This is a genomic window from Nocardia xishanensis NBRC 101358 (assembly GCF_001613365.1).
Taxonomy (GTDB): domain Bacteria; phylum Actinomycetota; class Actinomycetes; order Mycobacteriales; family Mycobacteriaceae; genus Nocardia; species Nocardia xishanensis.
The window spans coordinates 1-12,607 of sequence record NZ_BDCF01000092.1 but is presented as its reverse complement, the minus strand read 5'-3'; the positions used below and the strand labels follow the sequence as shown (position 1 = coordinate 12,607).

The window sequence follows — 12,607 nt, the reverse complement described above, 5'->3', positions numbered from 1 at the left end:
CGGGTGCGCAGCCAGACCAGCAGCGCGCCGCCTGCCACCAGCACCGCCGCGAGCACGGCGGCCGCGGTCGCGGTCACCGGACCGCGACCGGGAACTTCCCGATCATGGTCCGATTATCGACGGGCGACTGGCGCGGGTCAGCCCTGGTACTTGGCGATGGTGAAGTGGACCAGCCCCGGTTCGGGGAGGTGCGCCTGGCCCAGCGTGATCGTGGCGGTGAAGTTGCCGACGCCGGGGCTGAAGATCGCGGACTTGCCGTCGTTCATCCAGTAGCCGGGGCCGTTGGCCGTGCGGGTCACCGAACCCGTTGCGCCGGTGTCGGTATTGCGCCAGTTCAGGGTCACCGGGAGGCTACAGTTCCCGACGCCCCACATCATGGAGGACACCGTGAAGGCGGCGGACTCGGGATACGCGTCCCCGTTGACCGATGCGTCGATCTGTGCGAGGCACGGTCCGTTGGTCATCGAGTAGACGGTCATGAACTTGCTGGTTTCGGCTGCGGCGGGCGCCGCGGTGACGGTGAGCGCCGCCGCGGTGAGCGCGGCGGCGGCCGGGACAGCCATGGCTAACGTGCGGGTCATCTTGGTGGTCATCGTGCACACCTCGATCCGAATCGTCGCGGATAAACGGTCCTGCGTACGCGCAGGGACACTACCAACACCGAGCGCGCCGTCCGGTCGCTTTCGAAAGACCGCCGGTAAGCGCGCGGCAACCGGCGAAAGCCGGTCGGTCGCGGCGGTTTTCTCCGGCCGATCTGGGCGGTTGCCGCGACGCGCCGGTGATCTTCTTCACGACGCGCCGATGATCGTCCTGGCGGCGCGTGCCGGTGCGAAACCTTGTCGCAGGGGGCGCATAGACTCGTTGCTCCAACCCCCGTCGAGACCTTGGGAGGAAGGACTGTCTTGGCCGAGTCCGGATCGTTCGTTCACCTGCACAACCACACCGAGTACTCCATGCTCGACGGCGCGGCCAAGATCTCTCCGCTGTTCACCGAGGCGAAGCGACTCGGGATGACGGCGGTCGGCATGACCGACCACGGCAACATGTACGGCGCGGCCGAGTTCTACAACTCCGCCAAGAAACACGACATCACGCCGATCATCGGCATCGAGGCCTACATCGCGCCCGGTTCCCGGTTCGACACCAAGCGCGTGCAGTGGGGCGACCCGAGCCAGAAGGGCGACGACGTCTCGGGTTCCGGCGCCTACACCCACATGACGATGGTCGCCGAGACCGCGACCGGCCTGCGCAACCTGTTCAAGCTCTCCTCGCTGGCCTCCATCGAGGGTCAGCTCGGCAAGTGGGCGCGCATGGACGAGGAGATCATCGCGCAGTACGCCGAGGGCATCATCGCCACCACCGGCTGCCCTTCCGGCGAGGTCCAGACCCGGCTGCGCCTCGGTCACGACCGCGAGGCGCTGGAGGCCGCGGCCAAGTGGCAGGAGATCTTCGGCAAGGAGAACTTCTTCCTCGAGGTGATGGACCACGGCCTGTCCATCGAGCGGCGGGTCCGGGAGGGCCTGCTGCGCATCGGCAAGCAGCTGGGCATTCCGCCGTTGGCCACCAACGACTGTCACTACGTGACCAAGGATCAGTCGGCCAACCACGAGGCGCTGCTGTGCGTGCAGACCGGCAAGACCCTCTCCGACCCGACCCGCTTCAAGTTCGACGGCGACGGCTACTACCTGAAGTCGGCGGCGGAGATGCGCGCGCTGTGGGACGCCGAGGTGCCAGGCGCGTGCGACAACACCGTGAGCATCGGCGAGCGGGTGCAGTCCTACGACGACGTGTGGAACTTCAAGGACCGCATGCCGGTGTTCCCGGTGCCCGAGGGCGAGACCCAGGACTCGTGGCTGCGCAAGGAGGTCGAGCGCGGACTGGATCGCCGGTTCCCCTCCGGCGCGCCGCAGGAGTACTACGACCGCGCCTACTTCGAGCTCGACGTCATCCGGCAGAAGGGATTTCCCGCCTACTTCCTCGTCGTCGGCGACCTCGTCAGCCACGCGAAGGAGGTCGGCATCCGGGTCGGTCCCGGCCGTGGTTCGGCGGCGGGTTCGCTGGTCGCCTACGCGCTCGGCATCACCAACATCGACCCGATTCCGCACGGCCTGCTGTTCGAGCGGTTCCTGAACCCCGAGCGCCCGTCCGCGCCCGATATCGATATCGACTTCGACGATCGCCGCCGCGGTGAAATGGTCCGCTACGCCACCGAGAAGTGGGGCACCGACCGTGTCGCCCAGGTGATCACGTTCGGCACCATCAAGACCAAGGCCGCCATCAAGGACTCCGCGCGAGTCCAGTTCGGGCAGCCCGGTTTCGCCATCGCCGACCAGATCTCCAAGGCGCTGCCGCCGCCGATCATGGCGAAGGACATCCCGCTCTCGGGCATCATGGATCCCGATCACGAGCGGTACAAGGAAGCCGCCGAGGTCCGGGAGCTCATCGGCAACAACCCCGATGTCGCGAAGATCTACGAGACCGCCCGCGGCCTCGAGGGCCTGATTCGCAACGCGGGCGTGCACGCCTGCGCGGTGATCATGTCCTCCGAGCCGCTGATGGACGCGATCCCGGTGTGGCGCCGCCCCCAGGACGGCGCGATCATCACCGGCTGGGACTACCCGTCCTGCGAGGCCATCGGCCTGCTGAAGATGGACTTCCTCGGTCTGCGCAACCTCACCGTCATCGGTGACGCGCTGGACAACATCAAGGCCAACCGCGGCATCGACCTCGACATGGACAACCTGCCGCTGGACGATCCGGCCACCTACGAATTGCTGTCCCGCGGTGACACTCTCGGCGTCTTCCAGCTCGACGGCGGGCCGATGCGCGACCTGCTGCGCCGCATGCAGCCCACCGGCTTCAACGACATCGTCGCCGTGCTCGCGCTGTACCGCCCCGGCCCGATGGGCATGAACGCGCACAACGACTACGCCGACCGCAAGAACGGCCGTCAGCCGATCAAGCCGATCCATCCCGAGCTCGAGGAACCGCTGAAGGACATCCTGGCCGAGACCTACGGCCTGATCGTCTATCAAGAGCAGATCATGTTCATCGCGCAGAAGGTCGCCTCCTACTCCATGGGCAAGGCCGACGCGCTGCGCAAGGCCATGGGTAAGAAGAAGCTCGAGGTGCTCGAGGCCGAGTACAAGGGCTTCCACGAGGGCATGACCGCGAACGGGTTCTCCGAGGGCGCGGTGAAAGCGCTGTGGGACACCATCCTTCCGTTCGCAGGCTACGCGTTCAACAAGTCGCACGCCGCGGGCTACGGCCTGGTCTCCTTCTGGACCGCCTACCTCAAGGCCAACTACCCGGCCGAGTACATGGCGGGCCTGCTCACCTCCGTCGGCGACGACAAGGACAAGGCCGCGGTCTACCTGTCGGACTGCCGCAGGCTCGGCATCACGGTGCTGCCGCCGGACGTCAACGAGTCCGAGCAGAACTTCGCCTCGGTGGGCAAGGACATCCGCTTCGGTCTCGGCGCGGTGCGCAATGTCGGCGCCAACGTGGTGGCCTCGATCATCCAGGCGCGCAGGGAGAAATCGAAGTTCACCGATTTCTCCGACTACCTGAACAAGATCGACGCGGTCGCCTGCACCAAGAAGGTCACCGAATCCCTCATCAAGGCAGGCGCTTTCGACTCGCTCGGGCATCCGCGCAAAGGCCTGCTGCTCATCCACTCCGACGCCATCGACGCGGTGATGACCACCAAGAAGGCCGAGGCCATCGGTCAGTTCGATCTGTTCGGCGGGATGGATGCCGACGAGTCGGTGGCCTCGGTGTTCAATGTCGCGGTGCCGGACGAGGAATGGGAGTCCAAGCACAAGCTGGCGCTCGAACGAGAGATGCTCGGTCTCTACGTCTCCGGGCATCCGCTCAACGGCGTGGAGCACGTGCTCGCCGCGCAGGCCGACACCCCGATCCCGACCATCCTCGAAGGCGATGTGAAGGACGGCGCGCAGGTCACCATCGGCGGCATCCTCGCCTCGGTGAACCGGCGCATCAACAAGAATGGCCTGGCGTGGGCCTCGGCCCAGCTGGAAGACCTCACCGGTGGCATCGAGGTGCTGTTCTTCCCGCAGGCCTACTCCGTGTACGGCGCCGACGTGGTCGAGGACGCGGTGGTGCTGGTTAAGGCGCGCGTCTCGGTGCGCGACGACCGAATCTCGTTGATCGCCAACGACCTCGCCGTCCCGGACCTGTCCTCCATCGGCGTGGCCAAGCCGCTCGCGGTGACCATCTCCACCCGCATGTGCACCCCGGACAAGATCGGCGAGCTCAAGCGCGTGCTGTCCCGCCACCCCGGCACCTCCGACGTGCACGTCCGCCACGTCGGCGCGCGCGACAAGACCACCCTGCTCAAACTCGACGACAGCCTGCGAGTCTCCCCGTCCTCGGCCCTCTTCGGCGACCTCAAGGCCCTCCTCGGTCCCAGCTGCTTGACCAGCTGAGACGACAGGCCGCCGGATCCGCTACGTGGATCCGGCGGCCCGCTCGTCGTGCGCCGGTCAGCGGGCGCTGGTGACCCGGTCGCTACCCGCGAAACGGCCGCTGGCCCGGCGCTTTAACCGCGTCTTCAGCCGATGACAAGCCGCCGGGGTAAGACTCGGCGTCGTTCCGAATCCCCTCTCACCACAGGACAACGATCATGGCAGCAATCCTCCGTCCCTTCCGCGCGGCGCTGGTCGCGCTCACGGCTCTGGCGGCCACCCTGGTGTTCGCCGTCGCGGGCGCGGGCGCCGCGCAGGCCGGTGTGTACGCCGAAATCAAGTTCGCGCCCGGCACAAGCGAGGCCACGCTGGACGGGGCGGTCGTGCGCGGCGACGCCGACAGCTACTTGCTCGAGGCGCGCGGCGGACAGCTGCTGAAGACGGCCATCGTCGCGCTGGAGGACAACGTGAACTTCAGCGTCTCCGCCCCCGATGGGCTGGTGCTCGCGGTCGAGGAGACCTGGACCGAGATCGTGCTGCCCTACGACGGCGTCTACCGCGTGCTCGTCGCGCCGACCCGCGGCAACGCCAGCTACACGCTGCACGTCGAAATCCACTGAGACCTACGGGGAGGCAGCGACCCCGAGCGTCAATGCGGCGAGGAACTTCGGTCCCTCGCCGTAGAACACGTCGAGGTCGCGGATCTCGAACCCGGCCGCCTGCACCAGGCCCCTGATGTCACGGTCCAGATTACAGCCGCCCGCGATCGCCTTCTCGATCGGATTCAGCCGGTGCTGCCACGCCTGGACCTTGGCGTCGGGGGCCAAGCCGTGCTCGACGAAATGCAGGGTCCCGCCCGGCACCAGCACCCGGCGCACCTCGGCCAGCGCGGTCGCGACATCCGGAATGGTGCACATCGTCCAGGTCGAGAGCGCGGAGTCGAAGGTGTTGTCCGCGAACGGCAGCGACTGCCCGTCCAAACCCGCGCGTTCGATCGGCACGGTGGCCCGGTCGAGCCGCTTGCGCGCCAGCTTCCAGCCGAGGTCGGCGGGCTCGACGGCACTGATGGATTCGACGGCCGCCGGGTAGAACGGCACGTTCAGGCCGGAGCCGAAGCCGATCTCCACGACCCGGCCGTGCAGCCCGGCGCAGGCCCGCGAGCGCTGCGGCTCGTTGACCCGCATGCCGCAGGCGAACTCGACCAGCCGGGGCACGACGTGATTCTCGTACAGTCCCACCCGTTCACTCTCGCAGCCCGAGTCCCGGTGCGCCAGTGCAGCTCCGTCCGGAACGCGCCCGGCGGACGCCGGGATGAGACCGGCGGGCGGGCGTGCGATGCTGGCGCGGTGACTGTCTTCGAGGTGTGGGCGCCCCAGGCCGGCGCGGTGCGGCTCGATCTCGACGGGAACGTGCACCCGATGCGCGGCTCGGCCGACGGGTGGTGGCGCGTGGAGCGGGACGCGCCGAACGGCGCGCGGTACGGATACCTGCTCGACGACGATCCCACCGTGCTGCCCGACCCGCGCTCAGCTCGTCAGCCGGACGGCGTGCACGGCCGGTCCGCGGTGCACGCCATGGATCCGAGCGCGTGGACAGACGGCGGCTGGACCGGGCGACCGCTGGCCGGCGCGGTCTTCTATGAGCTGCACCTCGGAACCTTCGCGCCGGAAGGCACCTTCGACGCCGCGATCGGACGCCTCGATCACCTCGTCGACCTCGGCGTCACCGTCGTGGAGCTGATGCCGGTGAACGCCTTCGACGGCACCCACAACTGGGGCTACGACGGTGTGCTCTGGTACGCGGTGCAGGAGAGCTACGGCGGCCCCGACGGACTGCAACGGTTCGTGAACGCCTGTCACGCGCGCGGGTTGGCGGTCTGCCTGGACGTGGTCTACAACCATCTCGGACCGTCCGGCAACTACCTGCCCCGCTTCGGTCCCTACCTGACCGAGGGCCGCAACACCTGGGGCCGCAGCCTCAATCTGGACGGCCCCGCCTCGGACGAGGTGCGCCGCTACATCATCGACAACGCGCTGCGCTGGCTGCGCGACTTCCACATCGACGCGCTGCGGCTGGATGCCGTGCACGCGCTGGTCGACCGCACCGCCACCCATCTGCTCGCCGAGCTGGCCGCCGCGACCGAACGCCTGGCCGCGCACGTGCGCAGGCCGCTGACCCTGATCGCGGAGAGCGATCTCAACGATCCGCGCCTGATCACACCGCGCGCGGCGGGCGGCTACGGGCTGGCCGGGCAGTGGAACGACGATCTGCACCATGCCGTGCACACCGCGGTCTCCGGCGAGCGGCAGGGCTATTACGCCGATTTCGGCTCGATGGCCTGTCTGGCGCGCACCCTGACGCACGGGTACTTCCACGCGGGCACGTACTCCAGCTTCCGCGGCCGCGTGCACGGCCGCCCGCTCGACCGGTCGCTGGTACCGGGTTCCGCCTTGCTCGCCTACACCTGCACCCACGACCAGGTCGGCAACCGGGCGCTGGGCGACCGGCCGAGCGCGTACCTGACCGACGGCCAGCTCGCCGTCAAGGCGGCGCTCGTGCTCTGCTCGCCGTTCACCCCGATGCTGTTCATGGGCGAGGAGTGGGGCGCGCGCACGCCGTTCCAGTTCTTCACCTCGCACACCGACCCGGAGATCGCCGCGGCCACCGCATCCGGACGCAAGGCCGAATTCGCCGAACACGGCTGGCCGAGCGAGGACGTGCCCGATCCGCAGGACCCTGGCACGTTCCGACGGTCCAAGCTGGACTGGTCCGAACTCGCCGATCCGGCGCGGGCCCGGCTGCTCGCCTGCTATCGCGCGCTGCTCGCGCTGCGCGAGCAGCATCCGGATTTGTCCGATTCCTCGCTGAAACACGTGCGGGTGGACTACGATGAACGGTCCCGATGGCTGGTGCTGCACCGCGGATCGCTCCGTCTGGTATGCAACTTCTCGGAAGACCCCGTGCGGGTGCCGGTCACCGGTTTCTCGCTGTTGTGCTGGCAGCCGCCGACCGAAGGGCCAACGGGCACAACGATCCCCGCGCACTCGTTCGCGCTGCTCGCCGACTCCCCCTCGACCGCGAAAAGGGCCGTGACCGAACCGAATCCCGGGTAACGGTACGTCAACTGTCCCGGACAGGACCATTGCCCTGATGTGACCGTCACCATTACCTTGGAAGTATGAGCAACGTGGCTTCAGTCGGCGGCAGCGCGGCCGCCGAATTCGGACCTCTGGTACGCGCTTTCACCAGGGCGTTCGGACGCCGTCGCGGCGCGGGTGGTGCGCTGGCGGTGCACCTGAACGGCGAACCCCTCGTCGACATCTGGGTCGGCGCCGCGGGCGACGAGGCATGGACCCGAGACACCGGCTCGATCATCTTCTCCGCTACGAAGGGGATCACCGCCACCGTCATCCACCGGCTGGCCGACCGCGGCTTGCTCGACTACAACGCTCCGGTCGCCGAGTACTGGCCGGAGTTCGCCGCCAACGGCAAGGGCGGGATCACCGTGCGCCAGGTGATGACGCACAGCGCGGGCCTCTCGGCGTTGGCCCCGATCGCCAAGTCCCCGGAGGACATCCTCGACCACGAGCTCATGGAGCGGCGCTTGGCCGCGGCCAAACCGGACCGGCTACTCGGCGTGCCGACCTACCACGCGCTCACCTACGGCTGGCTGCTGGCGGGCATCGCCCGCGGGGTCACCGGCAAGAGCATGGGCGAGCTGTTCCGCACCGAGGTGTCCGAGCCGCTCGGCATCGACGGGCTGCACCTCGGTCTGCCGCCCGCCGAGTCCGGCACCCTGTACGCGCCGTTGGCGGGCAGTCAGCTCAGCCTGGCAGGCAAGCCGATCGGTTCGCTCCTGCTGCGCCGCAGCCACCTCATTCCCGGCGCGCTCGGCGCGGTCACCCGCTGCCTGTTCCTGCCCGGGCTGGAAGCCATCCTGGAGGGTGACGGCCCGTCGATCCTGCGCACCGAACTACCCGCGGGCAACGGCGTCGCCACCGCGTCCGCGCTTGCCACCATGTACGGCGCGGTCGCCAGCGGTCGCGCGCCCGACGGACGGCCGTTCCTCTCCCGCACGACGATCGACGAACTGAGCAAGGTGCGCACCTACCGCCTCGACCGCGCGCTGTTCTACGCGCCGATGATGTGGCACCTCGGCTACCACTCGCTGCCGATGCCCGGCGCCCGCGGCGGCCTCGGCCACATCGGCCTCGGCGGCTCGTTCGGCTGGGTCGAACCGCGTCTCGGCCTGTCGGTCGGTTTCGTGCACAACCGGCTCTCGGCGGGTCAGCTCGGCGTCGACCAGCTCTCGGCCATGTGGCTGCTGCCGCTGATGCTCAACTGCCTGCGCGCCACCCGCCGCGTCAACCTCGACGAGACGCGCGACGCGGCGGCCTGACCGCACCGCAAGCACGATCCAGGGTCGTCGACCCCGACCTTCCGCCCCGCCCCCCGGTTCGCGAACCGGGGGGCGGGGCGGAAGCGTCAGGTCAGGTACCGATAGGCCGGCGAGCCCGGCTCGAGCCGCTCGCACTGGATGGGTGAGGCGTCCATGCGTTCCAAGACCGACTCCAGCCCGTCCGGCGTGCCGAGTTCGATGCCGACCAGCGCCGCCCCGGTCTCCCGGTTGTTGCGCTTGACGTACTCGAACAGGGTGATGTCGTCGTCCGGGCCGAGCACCTCGTTGAGGAAGCGGCGCAGCGCGCCCGGCTCCTGCGGGAAGTCGACGAGGAAGTAGTGCTTGAGCCCCCGGTGCACCAGGGATCGCTCGATGATCTCGCCGTAGCGGGACACGTCGTTGTTGCCGCCCGACACCAGGCACACCACCGTCGAGCCAGGCTGCACGGTGACCTCGGCGAGCGCGGCCACCGCGAGCGCGCCCGCGGGTTCGGCGATGATGCCCTCGTTCTGGTACAGGTCGAGCATGGTGGTGCAGATCGCACCCTCGTCGACCTGGAGCATGCGGAAAGCGCCTGCGCCGCTAGGGGATTCGGACTGGGTGAGCAAAGGCAGCGAGGCGTGCGAGACCATCCGGCCGCCGAAGCCGGCGACCGTGGCGTAGGGCACAGCGCCGATCCTGCGCACCGCGGCGCCGTCGACGAACGGATCGATCTCCGGCAGCGTCACCGGCCCGCCCGCGACCAGCGCCGCGGTCATCGAGGCGGCGCCCGCCGGTTCGGCGCCGAGGATGCCGGTCTGCGGCGCCCGGGCGCGCAGGTACGTGCCGATGCCGGCCAGGCAGCCGCCGCCACCCACCGGGACGACCACCAGGTCGGGCGCGACGCCGAGCTGCTCGAGGATTTCGGCGGCGATGGTGCCTTGCCCCGCGGCGGTACGCGTGTCGTCGAACGGGGGCACCATCGTCGCGCCGGTGCGTTCGACGTCGGCGGCCGCCGCGGCCGCGGCGGCGTCGTAGGTCTCGCCGACGGCGATCAGCTCGACGAACTCGCCGCCGTGCACCCGGATCCGGTCGCGCTTCTGCTTGGGGGTGGTGGTCGGCACGTAGATGCGGCCGGTGATGCCCATGGCCTGACAGGCGAACGCGACGCCCTGGGCGTGGTTGCCCGCGCTCGCCGCGACGACGCCCGCCGCGCGCTCCTCGGCGCTGAGCTGGACGATGAGGTTGTACGCGCCGCGCAGCTTGTAGGAGCGCACGGCCGTGAGGTCCTCGCGCTTCAGATAGACCTGCGCGCCGGTCAGCTCGGACAGGCGCGGGCTCAGTTGCAGCGGGGTCGGCTCGATAATGTCGGAAATTCGCTTGGCGGCGGCATCGATCTCGTCCGCGGTGAGCGCGGGACGGGAGGAGGACATCTGATCGATCACATCAAGCGGATTGGACACTCGAAACATGCTGCCACCCGCCGCGACGCGAGGTCGCGGCGGGTGGGGCGGTCGCCGGTCCGGGTCAACGCGGAGTGAGCACGAAAACGGGGATCTGGCGGGTCGTCTTCGTCTGGTAGTTCGCGTAGTCGGGCCACACCTCGACGGCGCGATCCCACCACAGCTTCTTCTCCTCGCCGAACACCTCGCGAGCGGTGTAGTCCTTGGTGATCTCGCCGTCGCGCAGTTCGACGTGCGGTTCGGCCTTGACGTTGTAGTACCAGACCGGGTGCTTGGGAGCGCCGCCCAGCGAGGCGACCACGGCGTATTCGCCGTCGTGTTCCACCCGCATCAGCGGGGTCTTGCGCAGCTTGCCGGTCTTGGCGCCCTTGGTCGTCATCAGGACGACGGGCTTGCCCTGTAGCGACGTGCCCTCGGTACCGCCGGAACCCTCGTAGGTCTCGGCCTGCTTGCGGGCCCAGTCGGACGTGCTCGGTTCGTACTCTCCGGTTAATGGCATACGACCGGGAACACCGCTGCCACCACCGGTGTTCCCGGCCGGAAATGTTCGGTGGCCCGAAATTCCCCTTCCGTATATCCTTATGCCATGACAACGGCTCACCCCACCACAGTGGACATCGCGGGTACCGCGTGGCCCGTGTACAAGCTCGAGGCGCTGGCCGCCGGGCTGGTGGCTGGCGTGCTGCTGCTGTTCGTCACCAGCGCGCCCCAGGTCGCGGTGCTGGCGGCCGCGGCGATCACGGCGATGCGCTGGGCGCTCGGTCATGTGACGGCGCGACGCGACGCCGGGGTGGTCCGGCACGAGCGGGCGCTGTCCGCGCACTGACGGCGCGACGCCCGTCGCGGCCACCTCGACCCTCGATCGACCGGATGCTGCGGGTCAGCGCTGTCGGTTCGATCGCGCCGTGTATCAATCCGCGTCCAGCGGCAGCGCCGCCAGTTCGCCGCGCGAGACCACGCCCAGCTTCGGATACGCCTTGTACAGGTGATGGCCGACCGTTCGCGGGCTCAAGAACAGCTGCGCCGCGATGTCCCTGTTCGTCATCCCCTGCGCCGCGAGCCGCACGATCTGCAATTCCTGCGGTGTGAGCGCGGCGAGCACGCCGGACCCGGCCCGCGCCGCCGCGCCGACCCCGAGCGCGCCGAGTTCGACGCGGGCGCGCTCGGCCCACGGCGCGGCGTCGAGGCGCTGGAAGGTCTCCATGGCCGGTTGTAGCTGGTTCCGCGCGTCCACCTTGCGGCGGTTGCGGCGCAGCCATTCCCCGTAGAGCAATTGCGTGCGGGCACGCTCGAGCGGGCGGCCACCGAGGTCGAGCGAGGTCAGGAAATGCTCCTCGGCCCGATCGTCCGGGCCGAGCAAGGCGCGAGCGCGGGCGGCGAGAGCGGCGACCCAGTCCTGCCGCGAGTCCTCGGCCCAGGCATCGAGGCGATCGAGCGCGTCGCCGGCGCGGGCCGGATCGGCGAGCCGCACCGCGGCTTCCACCAGATCGGGCAGCGAGCGCAGCCCGATGACCATGTGCCGGGATGGTTCCTCGGTCAGTGACTCGAAACGGGACATGGCGCTGTCCACCCGGCCGAGCCCGAGGTCGAGCAGTCCGAGCGCCGCGTGCGCCCAGCTCGCGCCCGGCGCGTCGGCGCCGCCGAACTCCTCGGCCAGTGCGCGGTCGGCCGCCGCACGGCAGGTCGCTTCGTCGCCGCCGAGCGCCGCCAGATAGGCCAGGCAGGCGGAGAGTTGGCTGATCCAGTGCTCCTGCCCGATGTCCTCGGCGATCCGCGCTCCCTCGGTGGCGACGACCAACGCCTCGCGTGGCCTGCCGAGGAACGTCTCGGCCTCGGCGCGGAAGAACAGCAGCGTCGGCAGCGGGCCGATCCGGCCCTGATCGCGGCAGTCGGCGACGAGATCCGCGGCGAGTTCCGTCACCTGCTCGTCCTGCCCGACCACCAGTCCGATACCGCACAGCTGCACCAGGTCTCCCGCGTCCACCCCGGTGGCGCGGGCCGCGTCGACCGTCGCGCGCAGCTCGGCGCGAAACCGCCCGTGCACGCCGTCGAGCACGTAACCGGTGGTGTGCGCCAGCGAATCGTCCTCCGGCAGCGGCAAACTCGCGAGGCGATCGGTGACCTCGCCGAGCTCGTCGGCCCCGAGATACCACGCGGTGTGCACCGCGACGGTCAGTATGCGCGCCGCGAGCAGCGGTTCCCGCCGCGCCGCGTCGGCCGCCGCGACGAGTCGCCGGTGCGCGGGAAGCCGTTTGCCGACACCGAATTCCGCGAGGCCGCGGACCAGGTCGAGCCGGGCGGCCAGCAGCGGGTCCGCGGTCTGCGCCGCGGCGCGCTCG

10 protein-coding genes are annotated in these 12,607 nt (G+C 69.5%); 5 read left to right on the top strand and 5 right to left on the bottom strand.

What is annotated here, in order from left to right:
* Positions 1-137: 137 nt before the first annotated feature.
* Entirely contained in the window at positions 138-593 is a 456-nt protein-coding gene (locus NX1_RS34260) for a hypothetical protein (RefSeq protein WP_245668892.1), read from the bottom strand.
* A gap of 309 nt (positions 594-902) precedes the next feature.
* Between NX1_RS34260 and dnaE the strand changes: the two genes are divergently transcribed.
* Together dnaE and NX1_RS34250 are read left to right on the top strand one after the other, a co-directional pair.
* Positions 903-4,448, top strand: a complete 3,546-nt coding sequence (dnaE, locus tag NX1_RS34255; RefSeq protein WP_084501978.1) for a DNA polymerase III subunit alpha — start codon at positions 903-905, stop codon at positions 4,446-4,448.
* 197 nt (positions 4,449-4,645) lie between these two features.
* Complete coding sequence (locus NX1_RS34250; RefSeq protein ID WP_068069138.1) at positions 4,646-5,047, top strand: hypothetical protein; 402 nt, start codon at positions 4,646-4,648, stop codon at positions 5,045-5,047.
* A 3-nt stretch (positions 5,048-5,050) separates the two neighbouring features.
* Here NX1_RS34250 and NX1_RS34245 read toward each other — a convergent pair whose 3' ends face one another.
* The gene (locus NX1_RS34245; protein ID WP_373864943.1) at positions 5,051-5,611 is read right to left on the bottom strand and encodes a class I SAM-dependent methyltransferase; all 561 of its coding nucleotides are present in this window, start codon (positions 5,609-5,611) and stop codon (positions 5,051-5,053) included.
* A gap of 162 nt (positions 5,612-5,773) precedes the next feature.
* Here NX1_RS34245 and treZ point away from each other — a divergent pair, with 162 nt between their 5' ends.
* Together treZ and NX1_RS34235 are read left to right on the top strand one after the other, a co-directional pair.
* On the top strand, positions 5,774-7,540 hold the full coding sequence (gene treZ, locus NX1_RS34240; protein WP_068069132.1) for a malto-oligosyltrehalose trehalohydrolase: 1,767 nt from the start codon (positions 5,774-5,776) through the stop codon (positions 7,538-7,540).
* Positions 7,541-7,605: 65 nt separating this feature from the next.
* Positions 7,606-8,826, top strand: coding sequence for a serine hydrolase domain-containing protein (locus NX1_RS34235; RefSeq protein WP_068069129.1), 1,221 nt, complete (start codon positions 7,606-7,608; stop codon positions 8,824-8,826).
* Between the two features lie 86 nt (positions 8,827-8,912).
* On the opposite strand, the gene ilvA is transcribed toward NX1_RS34235, so the two are convergent.
* A complete protein-coding gene (gene ilvA, locus NX1_RS34230; protein WP_373864942.1) occupies positions 8,913-10,277 on the bottom strand; it encodes a threonine ammonia-lyase IlvA in 1,365 nt (454 codons plus the stop codon).
* A gap of 55 nt (positions 10,278-10,332) precedes the next feature.
* Positions 10,333-10,767, bottom strand: a complete 435-nt coding sequence (locus tag NX1_RS34225) for a nitroreductase family deazaflavin-dependent oxidoreductase (protein WP_068069124.1) — start codon at positions 10,765-10,767, stop codon at positions 10,333-10,335.
* A gap of 87 nt (positions 10,768-10,854) precedes the next feature.
* Between NX1_RS34225 and NX1_RS34220 the strand changes: the two genes are divergently transcribed.
* Positions 10,855-11,094: a hypothetical protein gene (locus NX1_RS34220; protein ID WP_068069121.1), complete on the top strand. Its 240-nt coding sequence runs from the start codon at positions 10,855-10,857 to the stop codon at positions 11,092-11,094.
* 84 nt (positions 11,095-11,178) lie between these two features.
* On the opposite strand, the gene NX1_RS34215 is transcribed toward NX1_RS34220, so the two are convergent.
* Positions 11,179-12,607: helix-turn-helix domain-containing protein (locus tag NX1_RS34215; protein ID WP_218024228.1), on the bottom strand; the 1,429-nt coding region annotated here is incomplete at its 5' end.